Annotated in this window: 19 protein-coding genes; all 19 read right to left on the bottom strand. The window is 50.8% G+C overall.

The window, feature by feature from the left end:
• Positions 1-7: 7 nt before the first annotated feature.
• On the bottom strand, positions 8-757 hold the full coding sequence (locus tag AC2T0J_RS15200) for a protein phosphatase CheZ (RefSeq protein WP_489806627.1): 750 nt from the start codon (positions 755-757) through the stop codon (positions 8-10).
• A 34-nt stretch (positions 758-791) separates the two neighbouring features.
• Positions 792-1,175 carry a chemotaxis response regulator CheY gene (cheY, locus tag AC2T0J_RS15195; RefSeq protein WP_105933536.1) on the bottom strand — a complete coding sequence of 128 codons (384 nt, stop codon included), beginning with the start codon at positions 1,173-1,175 and terminating at the stop codon, positions 792-794.
• Between the two features lie 44 nt (positions 1,176-1,219).
• The gene (locus AC2T0J_RS15190) at positions 1,220-1,948 is read right to left on the bottom strand and encodes an RNA polymerase sigma factor FliA (RefSeq protein ID WP_123326531.1); all 729 of its coding nucleotides are present in this window, start codon (positions 1,946-1,948) and stop codon (positions 1,220-1,222) included.
• Position 1,949: 1 nt separating this feature from the next.
• Positions 1,950-2,810: a MinD/ParA family protein gene (locus tag AC2T0J_RS15185; RefSeq protein WP_489806626.1), complete on the bottom strand. Its 861-nt coding sequence runs from the start codon at positions 2,808-2,810 to the stop codon at positions 1,950-1,952.
• Positions 2,807-4,162, bottom strand: a complete 1,356-nt coding sequence (gene flhF, locus AC2T0J_RS15180; protein ID WP_489806625.1) for a flagellar biosynthesis GTPase FlhF — start codon at positions 4,160-4,162, stop codon at positions 2,807-2,809. The genes AC2T0J_RS15185 and flhF overlap by 4 nt, the downstream gene beginning before the upstream one ends.
• A 32-nt stretch (positions 4,163-4,194) precedes the next feature.
• Positions 4,195-6,297: a flagellar biosynthesis protein FlhA gene (gene flhA / locus AC2T0J_RS15175; protein WP_489806624.1), complete on the bottom strand. Its 2,103-nt coding sequence runs from the start codon at positions 6,295-6,297 to the stop codon at positions 4,195-4,197.
• Positions 6,298-6,472: 175 nt separating this feature from the next.
• Positions 6,473-7,597: a flagellar biosynthesis protein FlhB gene (gene flhB / locus AC2T0J_RS15170; RefSeq protein WP_489806623.1), complete on the bottom strand. Its 1,125-nt coding sequence runs from the start codon at positions 7,595-7,597 to the stop codon at positions 6,473-6,475.
• 15 nt (positions 7,598-7,612) lie between these two features.
• On the bottom strand, positions 7,613-8,395 hold the full coding sequence (gene fliR, locus AC2T0J_RS15165) for a flagellar biosynthetic protein FliR (RefSeq protein WP_279318161.1): 783 nt from the start codon (positions 8,393-8,395) through the stop codon (positions 7,613-7,615).
• Positions 8,396-8,665, bottom strand: coding sequence for a flagellar biosynthesis protein FliQ (gene fliQ / locus AC2T0J_RS15160; RefSeq protein WP_123326540.1), 270 nt, complete (start codon positions 8,663-8,665; stop codon positions 8,396-8,398).
• Positions 8,666-8,669: 4 nt separating this feature from the next.
• Entirely contained in the window at positions 8,670-9,419 is a 750-nt protein-coding gene (gene fliP, locus AC2T0J_RS15155; RefSeq protein ID WP_489810350.1) for a flagellar type III secretion system pore protein FliP, read from the bottom strand.
• A gap of 1 nt (position 9,420) precedes the next feature.
• Positions 9,421-9,912 (bottom strand): flagellar biosynthetic protein FliO, encoded by a 492-nt coding sequence (fliO, locus tag AC2T0J_RS15150; RefSeq protein WP_489806622.1) that lies wholly within the window; start codon positions 9,910-9,912, stop codon positions 9,421-9,423.
• Positions 9,872-10,282, bottom strand: a complete 411-nt coding sequence (gene fliN, locus AC2T0J_RS15145; protein ID WP_105933526.1) for a flagellar motor switch protein FliN — start codon at positions 10,280-10,282, stop codon at positions 9,872-9,874. The genes fliO and fliN overlap by 41 nt, the downstream gene beginning before the upstream one ends.
• Positions 10,283-10,316: 34 nt before the next feature.
• Positions 10,317-11,375 (bottom strand): flagellar motor switch protein FliM, encoded by a 1,059-nt coding sequence (fliM, locus tag AC2T0J_RS15140; protein WP_489806621.1) that lies wholly within the window; start codon positions 11,373-11,375, stop codon positions 10,317-10,319.
• A 12-nt stretch (positions 11,376-11,387) separates the two neighbouring features.
• Entirely contained in the window at positions 11,388-11,915 is a 528-nt protein-coding gene (gene fliL / locus AC2T0J_RS15135) for a flagellar basal body-associated protein FliL (protein ID WP_489806620.1), read from the bottom strand.
• Between the two features lie 82 nt (positions 11,916-11,997).
• Positions 11,998-14,148: a flagellar hook-length control protein FliK gene (locus AC2T0J_RS15130; protein ID WP_489806619.1), complete on the bottom strand. Its 2,151-nt coding sequence runs from the start codon at positions 14,146-14,148 to the stop codon at positions 11,998-12,000.
• A 109-nt stretch (positions 14,149-14,257) separates the two neighbouring features.
• Positions 14,258-14,722: a flagellar export protein FliJ gene (gene fliJ / locus AC2T0J_RS15125; RefSeq protein WP_489806618.1), complete on the bottom strand. Its 465-nt coding sequence runs from the start codon at positions 14,720-14,722 to the stop codon at positions 14,258-14,260.
• Between the two features lie 5 nt (positions 14,723-14,727).
• Positions 14,728-16,062, bottom strand: coding sequence for a flagellar protein export ATPase FliI (gene fliI / locus AC2T0J_RS15120; RefSeq protein WP_489806617.1), 1,335 nt, complete (start codon positions 16,060-16,062; stop codon positions 14,728-14,730).
• Positions 16,052-16,834, bottom strand: coding sequence for a flagellar assembly protein FliH (gene fliH / locus AC2T0J_RS15115; protein ID WP_489806616.1), 783 nt, complete (start codon positions 16,832-16,834; stop codon positions 16,052-16,054). The genes fliI and fliH overlap by 11 nt, the downstream gene beginning before the upstream one ends.
• A gap of 11 nt (positions 16,835-16,845) precedes the next feature.
• A complete protein-coding gene (gene fliG / locus AC2T0J_RS15110) occupies positions 16,846-17,886 on the bottom strand; it encodes a flagellar motor switch protein FliG (protein ID WP_489806615.1) in 1,041 nt (346 codons plus the stop codon).
• Positions 17,887-17,895 lie beyond the last annotated feature (9 nt).

Here is a 17,895-nt window from a genome sequence, read left to right as displayed (position 1 = left end):
CGCTCCCCTAAAAACCCAGGCTGGATAAAAGGTCATCCACATCATCCTGGCCAGACACCACATCGTCGCGCGATTCAGCATCAATAATTGGCCCTTCAGCAACAATCGCCTTTTCGACCTTCGGCGGCGAAGTTTTGACCGCTTTTGTCGCTTCTGCGCCGCCGAACACTGTAAGCATATGGACCAGACTGTCTTCTACTTCTTTAACCAGCTCTATTACACGCCGGATAACCTGACCGGTTAAATCCTGATACCCTTGCGCCATCAGCACTTCGGTGAGTAGTCCCATCATCTTATCGGCATCCGCCAATGAAGACTCAAGGTGTTTATCCAGGTCAAGACACATTGATTTAAACTCGTCGAGTTCGATTTCGCGGTTCATTAATTTTTTCCACTCAGGCATCAGGCTGTCTAATTGCCCTTTCATGGTCTCCACAATCGACATGCTCTGTTCAACAGCATCCATTGTAGTATTAGCCGCTTTTTCGGTTTCTTCAATAACGTAGGTTAATCTTGTCTGCGCATCTGGGATATCTTCGTTCGCTAAACCGGCGATACGTTCATCCAATTGAAAATTGTTTAAAGAATCATGCAACTGACGGGTTAGCTTACCCACCTCAGCGAATAATTCGACAGACTCTTTCATGGTGACAGCGTCAAGCAGTGCATTAGCAGAATCAGTATCACCTTCTTCCAGAAAGGTTACCAACTGCTTCGCTTCATCCAGCGTAATGGGGACTTTCTTATTTTCAGTCATCCAGTTGTCCTCGGTGGTTAAACACGTTACTGGATTAACCTAAACGTTCAAAAATCTTTTCTAATTTTTCTTTTAGAGTGGCGGCAGTGAACGGTTTAACCACATAGCCATTTACGCCCGCCTGGGCAGCCGCTACGATTTGTTCTTTTTTCGCCTCAGCAGTCACCATCAGCACCGGTAAGTGCTTCAGACTGTCGTCCGCACGAATCGCCCGCAACAGATCAATGCCCTGCATGCCTGGCATATTCCAGTCGGTTACCACAAAGTCAAAGTCGCCCTGCTGCAGCATTGGCAGCGCAGTACTTCCATCATCGGCCTCCTGAATATTGGAAAAGCCGAGATCTTTGAGTAAGTTTTTGATAATACGTCTCATCGTAGAAAAATCATCTACCACGAGAATTTTCATATTCTTATCCAAAATTGCCTCCAGTGAGGATAGTCATATTGTTAGTATAGTTAATGTTACTCACCAGTCTGCCAGGACCGCATGCGCGCTTTTAATTTTAACATTGCCTGGCTGTGAATTTGACTGACCCGTGATTCACTTACCTCGAGAACCTCGCCGATTTCCCGCAGGTTTAATTCTTCGTCATAATACAAGGATAGTACGATCGCTTCACGCTCTGGTAATGTAGTAATAGCATGCGCCAGCGCTTTTTGAAATGAACCTTGCATTAAATCTTCCAACGGCGAATCCGTGCCCCGCGACTCATCCGTCGCGATCACGTCTTCAGACACGCCTAAATCTTCAATGCCAACCAGTTTGCCGGCATTGACCTCTGATAACATCTGGTGATATTCAGGCAGCGACACATTCAGCTTTGCAGCAATGTCGACATCCCGTGCATCCCGCCCGGTCTCGCGCTCTACTTGCGAAATCGCATCAGAAATGGCCCGGCCATTCTTATGGACCGACCGGGGCGTCCAGTCGCCTTTGCGGATTTCATCCAGCATGGCACCGCGTATCCGAATGCCAGCAAACGTTTCGAAACTGGCCCCTTTACTGCCATCAAAGTTTTTCGCTGCCTCAAGCAGGCCAATCATACCGGCCTGGATAAGGTCATCAACAATTACACTGGCTGGTAGCCGCGCCATTAAATGGTGAGCAATACGTTTTACTAAAGAAGCATGTCGCTCAACCAGCTGCGCTTTATCGGTTTGTTGTTTGTACGCTGCAGCTTTGCTATTCACGCTATCTCCCTGCCACCTTCGACGCGATCAGTTGCTCAACGAAGAACTCAAGGTGTCCGCCAGGCTGCGCCGGGATAGGCCAGGTCAGGGCTTTTGTTGCCAGTTGACCAATGGCTACCGATGCCGGGGATGATGGGAATGCATCAACAATGGCGGTTTGCTTACGGACCGCCCGGCGAATATTTTCATCAAAGGGGATGGTTGCCACTAATTCCAGCGCCACATCGAGGAAGCGACCGGTAACTTTGGACAACTTACTGAATAATTCCTGCCCCTCGCGTACGTCCCTGACCATATTGGCGACAATCTTAAAACGGAAAACACCATGATCGCGGTTAAGGATTTTAATCAGTGCATAGGCATCGGTGAGTGAGGTTGGTTCGTCACATACCACTACCAGAATATCCTGGGATGCTCTTGAAAAACTCAACACCATGTCTGAGATACCCGCGGCGGTATCAACGATAAGTACATCAATTTGCGAGCGCAGTTCACTGAATGCGCGAATGAGCCCCGCGTGCTGAGTGGGCGACAGTTCGGTCATTGACTGGGTACCAGAGGTCGCTGGGGCAATTTTAATCCCGTGAGGGCCGGTTACCAGCACTTCGTCTAACGTGCATTCGCCGGACAACACATGAGACAAATTCTTCTCTACGCGTAACCCCAGCATCACGTCTACGTTGGCCAGGCCAAGGTCTGCATCCAGAACCATGACCTTTTTGCCTTGTTTTGCCATTGCAATGGCGGTGTTAAGAGTAACGTTAGTTTTACCTACCCCGCCCTTACCGCCAGTAACGGCTATCACCTTAATTAATCGTGATTGATTCATCTTTCGTAAGCTACTCGCCTGGTCTTCAATCATACTGCCTGTGCTGTGTTTACATCGGAACTGCTATTAGTATGATTCAAACCATACTTTTTATAAAGCTTTGCTGCTAAAGAGATTATAGATTTCGCATTAGCAACGTGAATATCCTCAGGCACCTGTTGGCCATCGGCAACATAACTGACCGGCAATTGCGCTTCAATTACATTACTGACCACTTCACCTAAACTATAGCACTCATCCAGCTTTGTGATGATACATCCTTGCAAATCAATACTCTTATAGGCGTTTATAATATGCTTAAGTGTAGCCTGTTGCGTGTTACCCTGCACAACTAAATAGTTGTTTACCTGCTGACCGCTCACCTGACCGAAGGTCGCGAGCTGGCTAATCAGGCGGCTGTCGCGCTGACTGAAGCCTGCAGTATCGATTAAAACCAGACGTTTATTACGCAACTGGAACAGTAAATCGGCTAATTGTTCGCCAGACTGTGCTTTACGAACCGGACAGCCAATAATTTTGCCGTAGGTAGCCAGTTGCTCATAGGCGGCAATCCGATAAGTATCGATGGTTATAAGTGCAACCTGGTCGGCACCGTATTTTTGCGCATAACGGGCGGCCAGCTTGGCAATAGTAGTGGTTTTGCCGGTCCCGGTTGGCCCAACCAGTGCAACCACGCCTTGTTGCGTGAGAATATCATCATTGTTGGTGGTCAGACGATTGGACAAAAGTTTTAACAGATATAACCAGGCCTCCCTTTCGTTACAGTCTGCCGGTGTATAAGTCACCAGTTGGGCAGCCAGTTCCCGGCTAATTCCCATATCGCAGAGTTGCTGATGCAGGTAACGCTGTTGCGGTTTAAAGCGGGAATGTTGCTGTTGCTGCATATCGGCCAACTGAAACTGCAGCACATTGCGTAATGAAGCAATTTCAGCACGAATATCAGCCAGGCTGCCACCATCGGTAGGTTCTGCCTCATCATCGGTTACCGTCAATGGTGAAGTCTTTTTCGCTGCCGGCGCCTCAACTGGCGAAGGATTAGCCGGAGCGCGTTTCTCGGCTTCGGCATTCGCCGCTTCCACTCGCTGGGCGACGGCCGCTTTTTGCTCTGCCTGCTTTTCCAGCAAGGCACGCAGGGTATCCGGGCCATCATCGCCAATAATTTCACTTAATGTTGGCAAACTACCTTCGCTCGGTTTCGTAGCGGAGGCTTTGACCTTTGGCGGTACCGACAATTTAGCCACCGGCTCTTTATCGTAGGCTGCAACCAGTTCAATGCCGTCAGCCACTTTGCGGTTTGACATGATCACCGCATCACTACCCAGTTCATTTTTTACCTGGCTTAATGCTTCGCGCATATCTTTGCCAAAAAATCGTCTAATTTTCATAATGACCTCTTAGGTATAGGGTGTCTGTCAGGTTACTGACCGACGGAAGAAACAATGCGCACCTGCTTGTCATCCGGGATTTCCTGGTACGACAAAACATGCAGGCCATTCACTGCATTCTTTAAGAATCTCGATAATACCGGACGTAACATGCCCGAAGTGAGTAATACCGCTGGCTCTCCGGCCAGCTCTTGTTGCTGACCGGCCTGTTGCAAGGATTGTTGCAGGCGCTCAGCCAGACCCGGCTCAATACCGGCACCATCATCACCACCAGCTTGTAGCGACTGATGTAACATCTGCTCTAATTCAGGTGCCAGGGTAATGACCGGCAGTTCCGCACCGCCGCTGTTAATTTCCTGCACAATCAAGCGTTTCAGAGCAATTCGTACCGCAGAGACCAATACGTCAGGATCCTGACTCTTCGGCGCATATTCGGTCAGTGTTTGGACGATAGTACGCATATCACGAATAGGTACGCCTTCGTACAGCAGGGTTTGCAACACTTTTACCACGGTAGCCAGTGACAACAGATCTGGTATCAGCCCTTCCACCAGCTTCGGATTATGCTTGGCCAGCATATCCATGAGTTGCTGTACTTCTTCAAAGCCCAGTAGCTGGTAAGCATTGTTGGTTAATAACTGGCTAAGGTGGGTAGCAATCACAGTGGCTGCATCGACCACGGTATAGCCCAGTGTTTGCGCATGCTCACGCTGCGCCGGTTTAATCCATACGGCATCCAGACCAAACGCAGGATCACGGGTGGCCCGCCCCTCGAGCTTGCCAAACACCTGGCCAGGATTAATCGCCAGTTCTTCATCGTGGCTGACTTCGGCATCGCCAATGGTTACACCAAGCATGGAAATGTTGTAAGCGTTGGGGTCGAGATCCAAATTATCGCGGATGTGCACCGGTGGGATCAAAAAGCCCAGTTCCTGAGACAGCTTTTTACGCACGCCTTTAATGCGTGTCAGTAATTCGCCGCCCTGGGTTTTGTCCACCAGCGGAATTAAGCGATAACCAACTTCCAGGCCGATGGTATCGACATGCTGAACATCATCCCAGCCCAGTTCTTTTATCTCTGCCGGTACATTGTCTTCAGTATTGTTACTGACTATCGGTGCCGGTGGTTGCTCGGCCTTGCGTTTTTCAGCATAGCTTTGATAATACGCATAGCCGCCGGCCAGGGCCGAGAAGCTCAGGAAAGCCAGATGAGGCATGCCGGGCACAATGCCCATGACAAACAGGATCCCGGAAGAAATATACAGCGCCTTTTTATTACCCAGCTGCGTGGTGATTTCGCTGCCCATCTCCTGGCTTTCATTTTCACGCGTCACAATAATGGCGGTGGCCACTGACAGCAGTAATGAAGGGATCTGCGCCACCAGACCGTCACCGATGGTCAGTATGGTGTATACCTCAAGCGCATTACCAAACGACAGGTCATGTTGGATCATCCCTATAAACAGGCCGCCGACGATATTGATAAGCATAATAAACAGGCCGGCAATCGCATCGCCCTTTACAAATTTTGACGCACCGTCCATAGAGCCGTAAAAGTCGGCTTCAGCGGTGATGTCTTCGCGACGACGGCGGGCTTCGTCCTGGTCGATATAACCGGCATTTAGGTCCGCATCGATGGCCATTTGTTTACCCGGCATCGCATCGAGGGTAAAACGGGCGCCCACTTCGGAAATACGACCGGCCCCGGCAGTCACTACTTTAAAGTTAATAATCAGTAAAATAGCAAATACCACGACGCCCACGGCATAGTTACCGCCAATCACCACCTCACCAAAGGCTTCGATCACTTTACCGGCCGCATCACCGCCTTCGTGACCGTAAAGCAGAACGACCCGGGTCGACGCGACATTCAGGGCGAGACGTAACACCGTGGCAATCAGCAGTACCAGCGGGAAGATACCGAAATCCACCGGCCGGTTGGTCAGTACCGCAACCAGAATAATCACCAGTGACAGAGCGATATTGAAGCTGAACAGCACATCGAGCAAAATCGGCGGCATGGGTAGAATGACCATACCCATAATGGCCAGCAAAACCAGAGGTACGCCTAAACCCTGGCTCAACTGTTGAAGCCGGGTTTTATCAACACGCTGCAGATATTCTGTTAACACCATAACGAGACGTTCTCAATAACCGATTTTTGACACTAAAATTCGCTTACAGGGACTATTTCAATCCCCGTGCCAGCTTTTTGCGTCTGCGGCTTAAGTGCTCGAATTATCACCAATATTTAGTATTGGGTCTTAGTGGCCGGCTTAACCGGCCTTTCAACAATGAGAATTTGGCGGATTAATAACGCATATCAGGTGGAATAGGCAGGTTACGCGACAGTGGTTTGGGTCGTTTGGCTTTACCTGCTTTATATTTCTTAAGCTGGAAGACGTAAGCCAGTACCTGGGCCACCGCCATAAACAGTTTATGGGGGATTTCTTCATCCACTTCAGTGGTGTGATAAATCGCCCGGGTCAGCATGGGAGACGGGATTAATGGCACATCATGAGCGGTGGCAATTTTACGAATATGCATCGCCAGTTCATCGGATCCCTTGGCAATAACCACCGGTGCCCGTACGCCGTGTTCGTCATACTTGAGCGCCACAGAGTAATGTGTCGGGTTAGTAACCACCACATCAGCTTTAGGCACTTCCTGCATCATTCGTCGCGCCGCTGCCTGATATTGCAGTTTACGAATGCGCCCTTTTATCTGCGGATCCCCTTCGGAGTTTTTGCGCTCATCCTTTACCTGTTGCTTGGTCATTTTCATTTGTTCATTGTGTTTATACGACTGATAAGGCACATCAAATAAGGCAATGGGGACCATGCCAAGGGTGAGCAGAAAGAAGGCCCACTCGATCATATCCAGGGCATGGAAGATATTCAGCGGGTAAATCTCCTGATCCAGGTGCAACGCTTCATCCTGAAACAAAGACAGGGAGATCAGCGCCATAGCGCCGATAACGAAAAACTTGGCAATGGCCTTCAACAGCTCAACCAACCCATTCACGCCAAACATACGTTTTAACCCACTCAGAGGATTAAGTTTGGAAAATCGAGGCGCAGCGGAATACCAGGTAAAATTATACCCGCCCAGCGCGATAGAGCCGTAGATACCGGCAATCATTGACACAAACATAAACGACAGCACCGGCGTACTGACCTCATTTATTGCCACCCCCCAGGCTGAAAACATATGAGTAGGATCGTAGGTTTCGTCACGTGACAGGGTAAACACCCGTCCCGAAATGGCAAACATAGCTTCAGCGATAAAACTACCGAACAACAGTAGCATCAGACTGCTTGCCACCAGCACCAGTGTGGTGGATAGTTCCCTAGAACGGGCAATTTGCCCTTTGCTGCGGGCATCCTCTAGTCGTTTCCCCGTGGGGTCTTCTGTTTTTTCTGAAGAATCAGCCATCGTTGCTCAGCCTTATCAGCTTGGACAAATCAATAGCAGCTCACACATAAACTGTTGAGCACGTTGCCATTGATTAGCGAAGTGAGTGGAAAAGTTATCCAGCGTTAACCAGATAATGATTAAGCCCATAATTTGGGCGATGGAAAAACCAATGCTGAAGATATTAAGCTGTGGCGCGGCTTTGGTCATTACCCCAAATGCCAGATTAACTATAAGCAGCGAAATAATCGGTGCCAGCGCCAGGGTCAGAGCCGCCACAAACATCCAGCCGGCCCAGTGGGCAATATCGCGTAATTGCTCAGCGGCAAACCAGGCCTCGCCAATGGGAAAGGCTTCAAAGCTCATCACAATCATTCTGATCATGGCCAGATGACCGTCCATGCCCCAGAACAACAGCGTAGCCAGGATCAGATAAAACTGACCAACGGCCGGTACGTTAATCCCGTTCACCGGGTCAACAATGCTGGCAAAACCGAGGCCGGTTTGCATTGCAATGACCTGCCCGGCCAGTACAAAGGTGTTAAGCACCATCATCGACAAGAAGCCTACGGCAATGCCGATTAACAGCTGTTGGATACCTATCACGAAGGTGCCTAAATCAACCATCTGGGTGATAGGTGTAGGCGGAACCACCGGCATGATCACCAGTGTCATAAGCATGGCCAGCAGGGCTTTGACCTGCGGTGGTATAGATTTGGCGCTCAGGCCAACCATAGCGGCAAACATGCCGCTGATGCGCATAAACGGCAGCAATAAATCAGCCAGAAACTGATTGATGGCGGCCAGTTCGACTTCCATTTAGCCCACCACCTGCGGAATTTGCTCAACCATATGGAAGGTAAAATCCATCAGCTTCTGCACCAGCCAGTTCCCCCCCCAGCTTAGCGCCAGCAACGTAACAATTAAACGCGGCAGGAAACTCATGGTTTGTTCATTGATAGAGGTGGCCGCCTGGAAGACCGCCACTACCAGCCCGACAATCATGCTCGGCACGATAACCGCCGAAACGAGCAGGATCACCATAAACATCGATTCACGCAATATTTCAACAAAGACCTCTGGGCTCATCGCGCTAGACTCCCATTCCGAAGCTGGTAGCCAGGGTGCCAAAAATCAGGTTCCAGCCATCCACCAGCACAAATAACATGAGCTTAAAGGGTAACGACACGATCATCGGTGACAGCATCATCATCCCCATCGCCATCAGAATCGAGGCGACCACCAGGTCGATAATCAAAAACGGAATAAACAACATAAAGCCAATTTGGAACGCCGTTTTTAATTCACTGGTCACAAATGCCGGGATAAGGATGTTCAGCGGTACTTCGGTTGGATCGGCATACTTACCTTCCTCACCGGCAATCGACACAAAGGTTTCTAAATCCTTGACCCGGGTTTGCGACAGCATAAAGGCTCGCATAGGCCCCTTTGCCTTCTCAAAGGCCTCCATGGAGGTCATCTCTTCGTCCAGATAAGGCTGTAAGGCGCGAACATTAATTTCATCGAAGACCGGTGTCATAATGAACAGTGACAAAAACAGGCTCACTCCAACCAGGATTTGGTTAGAAGGTGACTGCTGCAGACCAATGGCCTGACGCAAAATTGACAGTACCACGATGATCCGGGTAAACGAGGTCATCATCATGATAAACGCCGGGATCAGGCTCAGCGCAGTCATGATGAACAGCGCCTGAAGGGTCATGGTGTAATCCTGGGTGCCATCACCATTGTTAGTGACGGTCACCGCCGGTATACCTTGCTGAGCAACCGCTGGCAGTGATAACAACAAACCACCCAATAGGACTATGACGATGGCTTTCATTTTATTTGTCATCGCTGCGGTCCTTCATACCCGGATTCATTTTTTGCGCCATAGCCTGTACCAGCTTTTGTTTGAAAGCCGCGCCACCACCGCTGCCAGCGACATTACCAGTAATGCTTTCCAGGGGGTTTTCGAGTTTGCTGAGATGATTAATGTTTTGCGCCGTAACACCTATCAGATGTTGCTCATCCCCCACCTGTAAGACCATTACACGTTCGCGGGTGCCTGCCGACAGGCTGGCAATGACTTTTAACTGACCGGAACTGCCGGGAGTGACATTAAACCGACGCATGACATAAGCGAGGGAAAATATAATCGCGACAATCAGCAACAATGATAGAAAAATTGACAGTACCGAGCTGGGATTGGTGATGGAGTTGGCGGCGTGCGCCTCACCACCATACAGCGATGAAATCAGGGAGACAAAGCATCCCCCTGTTTTGAAAGGAAATTTACCTGAGCTTTTTGATTCTCTCGATTTGACTAATAACATCCGTTAACCGAATCCCGAACTTGTCGTTGACCACTACTACTTCTCCATGAGCAATCAGCGTGCCATTTACAAGAACGTCTAACGGTTCACCTGCCACCCTATCGAGCTCAACCACCGAGCCTTGGTTTAATTGCAGCAGGTTTCGGATACTAATCTGGCTACGGCCGACTTCCATGGAAATGGTAACCGGGATATCCAGAATGGTATCGAGTTTCTTTTTCTCTTCCTGGGTAATGGGCGCGTCATCAGACAGTTCGTCAAGTTCAGCTACGCGGACGCCGTCGTCGTCACCCCCTTCGCTTTCGGACTCAGCGTCGGCCTGTTCAGCCATGGCTGCAGCCCAATCGTCCATACCGTCTTCTTCACTCATGATCTCGCCTCTTATCTCTTAACTTGACTTGCGATTACAAATCTTCTTCCAGTACCTGCAGCTCGGCATCGTTATCGATGATCCGGCCACCGCGGGTAAGTAACTGTAACTCAGACTTCACGGAGGTAGGTCTGGGTATCTTCTCAGCAATCTTCAACGCCAGATTTTCCCTCGACCGACCAAGTTTGGCTCTGAATGTGGGTAAATCTTCAATCAGCACGGTAATATGCTCAGGCATCTCAATGGGGATAATATCGCCGGGCTTGAAGTTCATGACATCCCGTAATGAAACATCAAAATCCAGCATGTGCGTGCTGAGCTCCACATGCACATCCATAATTTCATCCCGCAGCGCTTTACTCCAACGTAGATCCGTATCTTCCTTATCACTCTGCACACCGGCATCGAGCAGTTCGCGGATGGGTTCCAGCATTGAATAAGGCAGTGACACATGAAAATCGCCACCACCGCCGTCCAGTTCAATATGGAATGAACTGATCACCACCACTTCCGTTGGGCTGACAATGTTAGCCATAGCCGGGTTAACTTCGGAGTCAAGGTATTCAAACGACACATCCATTACCGGCGCCCACGCTTCCTTGTAATCCTCGAAAATAATTTTCAGCAGCATCTGAATAATACGCCGCTCAGTGGGCGTAAACTCCCGCCCCTCAATTTTCGCATGGTAACGGCCGTCACCACCAAAAAAGTTATCCACCAGAATAAATACCAGGCGCGCTTCCATGGTTATCAGGCCGGTACCTTTTAATGGTCTGAAACGCACCATGTTCAGGCTGGTTGGTACAAACAGAGTATGAATGTACTCACCAAACTTAATCATCTGAATGCCATTAATCGACACTTCCGCACTACGGCGCATCATATTAAATAAACTCACCCGTAGATGCCGGGCGAATCGCTCATTCACAATTTCCAGCGTTGGCATTCGGCCACGAACGATTCGATCCTGTGATGAAAAGTCATACTCAAGCGCCGACGAGTCACCCGGCTCATGGGCGACTTCTTCTTCCTCGACGTCATCTACCCCGTGGAGCAGCGCATCAATTTCATCTTGTGATAATAAATCGCTCACAGCGAACTCCTGCTATTGCATAACGAAGTCGGTAAACAGTACCCGTTCAACCACTTCACCACCAGAAATGTCCTTCAGCGCGTTCTGCACCGCTTCCAGGGCATTGTCTCTTAACTCAATTTTACCCGGCTCTGTTACCAGGTCATCAGCGTTGCTGGCGCTGAAGGTTTGCAGCAAGGTACCTTCGATTAAAGGGATATGGGTTTTAGCCTTTTCTTCGTTATCGGTACCACGCACCATTAACTGAACCTTAATCTGTACCAGTCTGTCACGGCCGGAGCCCGGCACGTTAAATACGATGGGCCGCGGCATAGCGACATACAATGCGGTACCCACGCTGGCGTTGGACTCAGGCACTGCTGCCGCCTGCCCACCGCCTTCAGCCGCCAGTTCCTCCGCGGCGGTTGGTTCATCACCACCGGCAAATAAGAAGAAGTACGCTGCACCACCTCCGCCAACCAGCACTACAGCGATGATGATGATCAGCATCAGCTTGCTTTTTTTACCGCCGGTTTCTTCAATCTGTAATTCTTCAGCCATTTTCCAACCACTCTCACATACACAAATTAGGTGTATTATGTCTGCTCACCAATAAATGGCAACGGCAAACGCTATGTTTTCATTAAACATAGTCGTCAATCAGGCCGTTTGCAGGTCGGACAACGTGAGTTTCCTGACTTTTTGTCTCGTCGTCAGCCGATTCACCAAAGCCACCGCCCTGCTGACCGGCAAACTCTCCGTCACCGGCTTCACCACTGTTTTGCTGACTGACAAAGGACTCGCCTAAATCCAGCCCCTGCTCCGAGAACATATCCCGTAATCGCGGCATCGCTTCGTTCAGCGCTTCTTTGGCCTGCTGGGATTGCACCACAAAACTTACTGAGGCGCTGTCGCCAGAGACATTAAGGCGAATTTGCATGCTCCCCATCTCGGGCGGATCAAGACGAATTTCAGCCATCGACTGACGACCATTTACCATCCAGCGGATCTTCTCGGCGATTTGTTGCTGGCCCTGTGTCTGCTGTACATTGACCGGTTTATCGAAAACTGATTGCTGCTGCATGGATTTAAGGGTATCACCGTGCTGCTGGCGGCTTTCATGAACCAGCACGTCCCGGGCTACTGTGATCAGTTCGCTTAGCTGTTGCTCCTGACCCTGACTCATGCTTGCCATAGACGCCAGATGAGTCAGTTGCTGAACATCCTGCATCACAGGTAACACTATATTCTGGCCATTCTCCGCTGCCACATCCTGCACGGTTTGCTGCACCAGAGCAGCCAAATCAATACCTGGTTGATGGCCTTGTTTTAACTGAGCACGCATTTCTTCCAGGCCGGTAGTTAACTGGCTGCGCATTTGACTTAACTGGGTATCGGTGAGTGCCGGATTGGCTTTGCTGGCACTATCGGTCATGACCTGCGCCAGCGCCCGTAAGGTCTCATCATCAGTTTCGCTGAGCATCGATGTCAGGGCATCCAGGTCGGACACTTTGGCTGCCACGTTGTCAGCATTAACATTCGCCTCTGTATTCGGTGTTTCGGCATTGTGCTGAGCCTGACGCATAAGGCTTACCAGCAGTGTAGCCTGATGGATTAGCGCCTCATCTGTTGCCTCTGCCACGGCAACAGGATCTTCAGCCAGTTGCACATTTGCCGCGGCGATTTCAGGCAACAGTTCCTGTTCACCTTCCTCTGCTGCCGGCCTGGTGTCACCGTTTACGTTCTGACGCTCGTTGGGAAGTCCCTGCAACAAGGCCATGGCCAGTGCCAGCAGGTTTTCTTCTGACATTTGCGCATCCTCGGCGTCTTTGTCCGCCGACACTGCCGCCATAATTTCAGTTGCCGCCAATAACGTTGGATCCTGATTAGGTGGGGTATTTTCAGTAACCTCTTGCTCATTAGCTGCGCTGGCTTTCACCTGCTTCACTAATGCAAGTAAATCGGAGAGTACCTGTTCGGCACCACGCATTTGTTGCAATGGCGAGGCCTGCATATCCCCGGCCAGGTCCCCTGGCGTGAGGCTATTCAACCAATCCTGCAATTTGCTCAGCACGTCACCGTCTATGGGATTACCAATGTCGGTTGGCAGCATACTGATAAGATCTTCGCTACTGAGTGGGTCTGTGGCGGTTGCCGATTTATCACTGGCTGCGGCAAGCTTATCCTGCAGGGCACGCACGGCATCAACCAGGGCAAGGTAATCCGTTTCGCCATCAGTCCGTGAGGTAGTATTACCGCCCAGCAGCATGGCAATATCCGCGATATCATCCTCTGCTGCGGCAATATTGTCGATTCGCTCTTGTACAGTCTGGGTAGCAGAAATCTGACGCTCGTCGGCCGCTACCGGCTCTTTAGCACCACTAGCCATTTTATCTGACGTGGCTTTTGCTTCGCTGTCTGACTGGCCAGCAGATTCGCCAGTTGGATTGCCAGTTGGATTGCCAACCGAACCATCCACTGCATCGCCTTCGGGTTTAGCCGTACTGTTGCTTGCAGCGGGATCCTTTGCGCTCTCTTGAGTTGGCGTAGTCTCTTTATCAGCGTTACTTTTTGCCTCGGCAGCTTGTTCGTCCCCACGCTGGCGATTAAGTACCTCAGCAAAACTATCCTTTGCCGGCGCACTTTTGCCTGACCTTGCCGCTCCCGACGGGTCAGGGCTGACAGGTAATACAGACTCACTGGTTTGAGCCGGATCACGGCTGGCAGCACTTTCCGGCAATGTCTCCGGGAAGGCGGCAATTTGTGATCGTTGCGTGGCAAGCTGTTGCATCATAACCGAGTCCTCAATACCTAACTGCTTGAATTTGATGTGCTGTTACATCAGTATTAGTCGCTTCAATAATGATTTTGCAAAGAGTGCGCCACTTTTATCAGAGGCGGGATCAGGAGATAGAGCGGCGTAGCAGGCGCTGGGTAGCCAGTTCATCCATCATCTGTTGTTCGATGCGATTATCAATAACCTGTAAGCTCTGGTCTTTCTTTTCGATGAGTTTTTCAACGGCCTGGCGGCGGCGCTGCTGGGCCAACCACTGAGTACGACGTTGATCGGCCGCCATTTTGCACTGGGCAATGACATGCCCCTGTTGTTCACAGGCTTTATCCAGTTTGGCCACGAATGACAGGCGCTGCTGGTAATGGTGCGCTTTTACGCCACCGCTGCCATCCTGTTGCAGTTGCCGCACATAATCCATGCGATACTGCTGTAGGCTGGTCAGTTTCACACGTTGTTGCTGATGATAATCCTGGGCTAGTCGAAAGGCATTTAGGGCCTTATTTTCTTTTTCCAGTTCCATCCTCAGAACCGTAGCGAGTTGCTCTATAGAACGGGTAATGTCTGTCCGGGCCATAAACCTTAGCCTTTACCTAAACCGCCAGCCAGCTTGCTCATGGCTTCCAGACTTTCATCGTAGGCCGTCACCTGTTTCATGCCCTGTTGCAGCAACGCTTTGATGGCGGGCTCAGCATTTATGGCTAAATCTACCCGTGCATCGGTGCCCCGGGTGTAAGCGCCAAGGGTTATAAGATCGCGGTTCTGTTGATAGGTTGAATAAACCTGGCGGATACGACGAGCCTGGAACAAGTGCTCCTCGCTCACAACCTGAGGCATCACACGACTAATGGATGACTCAATGTCAATGGCCGGGTAGTGGCCGCTTTCAGCCAGTGAACGAGACAACACAATGTGGCCGTCCAGAATGGCCCGTGCGGAGTCGGCAATCGGATCCTGCAAATCATCGCCTTCTGTCAGTACAGTGTAGAAAGCCGTAATAGACCCCTGATTTTCGCTGCCATTGCCCGCGCGCTCAACCAACGCCGGTAACCGGGCGAACACCGAAGGAGGATAGCCTTTTGTCGCCGGGGGCTCACCCACGGCCAGCGCAATTTCGCGCTGCGCCATGGCATAACGGGTTAAAGAATCAACCAGCAACAGCACATTCATGCCCTGGTCGCGGAAGTATTCGGCGATAGTGACGGCCGTTTCACAGCCCTTTAAACGCATTAGTGGCGAAGTATCAGCAGGGGCTGCCACAACGACAGCGCGCTGACGTTCTTCCTCGGTAAGGATATCGTGAATAAACTCTTTTACCTCACGGCCCCGTTCACCCACCAGACCAACCACAACCACATCCGCCTTGGCACCACGGGTCATCATACCCAGCAATACACTTTTACCCACGCCACTGCCGGCAAACAGACCCATTCGCTGCCCCACGCCTACGGTCGTGATCGCATTAATGGCCCGCACACCCACGTCCATTGGCTCGGCTATCGTGCGCCGGGCCAGAGGGTTTATGGGCGGTTTAGTGGTAGGCACCCGTTCTGTTGCGTCAATCGGGCCCAGCCCATCCAGCGGCTGACCATTGCCATCCACCACCCGGCCAAGCATTCCCAGTCCGACTGCCAGACCACTGTCTCGATTCAGCGGCAACACCCGTGAACCGGGAACAATACCGCGCACCGCTTCCGTCGGCATTAAGTAGGTAATATGATCGCCAAAGCCAACCACCTCAGCCTCTATTTCACCATCAATGGTTTGCACCATACACTGACTGCCGACAGGTAATTGACAACCTACCGCCTCTAGGGTCAGTCCGATCCCCCTGACCAGTTTACCGGCCGCCACAATCGGTGGCGACGGCACTTGTTTTTGTAGTTGTTGCACATGGGATAACAGACTAACTGTCATCTGATAAGCCTTGCTCTAACAGAAATTTATCCAGCACATTGCGGCTGCGCCGTTCAATGGAGAGATCCACGGCATTGTGTTGAGTAACAATGTCGCACCCGCCGCGCTCCATGCCTGGGGCATCAATAAGCGTCCAGCCTCGTTCCTTAATAGTGTCGGTGCCAAAATGCGCCTGGACCAGCTGGATATCTTCAGGGTGCAGATGAATGCTGTACTGGTTTTCTTCAACTGGCAGTGCCTTAAGGCCTTCACTGAGCGCCTGCAAAATAATGTCTTCGTTGGTTCTGACTTCCGTTCTGATTACCGAACGTGCCAATGCTACAGCCAGTTTAACGATTTCTTTGCGAACCTGTTCATCAACCTTGCTTAACGGTTCATGGAGCTGTGAGACCAGTGACTCCCACAATTCGGTTTGCTGGCTGATTTGTGCCTGTCCTTGTTCCAGGCCCTGCTCAAGTCCGGCCTCATGACCGCTGGCCAATCCTTCCTCGTGCCCTTGTGCCTGTCCTTCGGCTTTTCCTTCGTCGTAACCGGTTTGTTTGCCTTCACTATAGCCTTCTTCGTAGGCGGCCTGGCGAATGGCTTCTATTTCCTGTGCGGTCGGCGGCTTAATTTCTTCCGGCTCTTCAGGCGGCTCATATTTCCAGTCGCTGCGACGATTCAGGGCATTCGTTTTGCCTTCTTCGGTCGGCTCTGGTTGTTCAACATGGGGCAGATCCCAGCCTTTCGCTTCTTCAAGCTCTGCGACCGAGAATGATTTATAGGATTTCATAGCTTACCCTGTTAAAGGAACTCTTCACCGCCACCGCCGCCAAGCATGATTTCGCCGGCGTCGGCTAATCGGCGAGCCACAGACAGAATTTCTTTCTGCGCTGTTTCCACTTCGCTAATCCGCACCGGCCCCATGGCTTCAAGATCATCCGTAAGCATTTCTGCTGCACGCTTCGACATATTATTGGTGATCTTATTCTTGAGCTCTTCGTCAGCGCCTTTAATCGCCTTAAGCAGCGAATCCTGCTGTACTTCGCGCAGGATAGCCTGAATACCGCGATCGTCTACATCCACCAGGTTGTCGAACACAAACATCAGATCCTGAATTTGCTGGCTGAGTTCTTCGTCCTGTTCACGGATAGCATCCATTAACTGGCCTTCGATATTGGTATCCAGGTAGTTCATAATGTCGGCAGCAGACTTCAGGCCGCCCATTTTGGCCGCCTGCGTGCCGGCCTGACCGGCAAACTGTTTCTCCATGATCTCGTTGAGTTCCTGTAACGCAGCGGGTTGAACTTCTTCGAGGTTGGCGACCCGCATCAGTAAGTCGAGACGGACTTTTTCCGGGAACTGCGACAATATCTCGGCAGATTGTTCCGGCTCCAGGTACGACAATACGATGGTCTGGATCTGCGGGTGCTCGTTGCGAATAATACTGGCCACCTGTTTGGAGTCCATCCATTTCAGAGAGTCCAGACCTTTGGCACCGGAACCCATCAGGATCTGGTCGATCAGGTTTGCCGCTTTGTCTTCACCCAATGCGGCAGTTAAGGCCCGTTTCACAAAGTCCTGGCTCTGGAAACCAATAGTTGAGTAGTTCTGAATTTCTTCTATAAAATGTTTATGCACAGACGTAATTTTAGGCTGTGTCATATCATCGATACGGGCCATGGCCGCACCGAGTTTTTGTACCTGTTTAGGCTCCAGATGTTTAAGGATCTGGGCAGCGTCTTCTTCCGACAGGCTCAGTAGCAGGATCGCGGCTTTCTCAACGCCTTCAAGCTTACTTACGTCGTAGGTTTGTTCTTCTTGTGTGGCCAGTTCTTCTGCCATCTCACGACC

The sequence above is a fragment of the Alteromonas sp. ISO5 genome, assembly GCF_058105165.1.
The sequence above is the reverse complement of the archived record's forward strand: the minus strand, read 5'-3'. Positions and strand labels throughout refer to the sequence as shown.

Coding starts and splice junctions, on each gene's coding strand:
- fliP (WP_489810350.1), bottom strand. CDS start 9,419: ATGAAAGCCATCGTCATAGTCCTATTGGGTGGTTTGTTGTTATCACTG.
- fliQ (WP_123326540.1), bottom strand. CDS start 8,665: ATGAGCCCAGAGGTCTTTGTTGAAATATTGCGTGAATCGATGTTTATG.
- flhA (WP_489806624.1), bottom strand. CDS start 6,297: ATGGTGTTAACAGAATATCTGCAGCGTGTTGATAAAACCCGGCTTCAA.
- fliR (WP_279318161.1), bottom strand. CDS start 8,395: ATGGAAGTCGAACTGGCCGCCATCAATCAGTTTCTGGCTGATTTATTG.
- fliJ (WP_489806618.1), bottom strand. CDS start 14,722: ATGGCCCGGACAGACATTACCCGTTCTATAGAGCAACTCGCTACGGTT.
- fliN (WP_105933526.1), bottom strand. CDS start 10,282: ATGAGTGAAGAAGACGGTATGGACGATTGGGCTGCAGCCATGGCTGAA.
- fliI (WP_489806617.1), bottom strand. CDS start 16,062: ATGACAGTTAGTCTGTTATCCCATGTGCAACAACTACAAAAACAAGTG.
- AC2T0J_RS15200 (WP_489806627.1), bottom strand. CDS start 757: ATGACTGAAAATAAGAAAGTCCCCATTACGCTGGATGAAGCGAAGCAG.
- AC2T0J_RS15130 (WP_489806619.1), bottom strand. CDS start 14,148: ATGATGCAACAGCTTGCCACGCAACGATCACAAATTGCCGCCTTCCCG.
- fliG (WP_489806615.1), bottom strand. CDS start 17,886: ATGGCAGAAGAACTGGCCACACAAGAAGAACAAACCTACGACGTAAGT.
- flhF (WP_489806625.1), bottom strand. CDS start 4,162: ATGAAAATTAGACGATTTTTTGGCAAAGATATGCGCGAAGCATTAAGC.
- fliL (WP_489806620.1), bottom strand. CDS start 11,915: ATGGCTGAAGAATTACAGATTGAAGAAACCGGCGGTAAAAAAAGCAAG.
- flhB (WP_489806623.1), bottom strand. CDS start 7,597: ATGGCTGATTCTTCAGAAAAAACAGAAGACCCCACGGGGAAACGACTA.
- fliO (WP_489806622.1), bottom strand. CDS start 9,912: ATGTTATTAGTCAAATCGAGAGAATCAAAAAGCTCAGGTAAATTTCCT.
- fliH (WP_489806616.1), bottom strand. CDS start 16,834: ATGAAATCCTATAAATCATTCTCGGTCGCAGAGCTTGAAGAAGCGAAA.
- AC2T0J_RS15185 (WP_489806626.1), bottom strand. CDS start 2,810: ATGATTGAAGACCAGGCGAGTAGCTTACGAAAGATGAATCAATCACGA.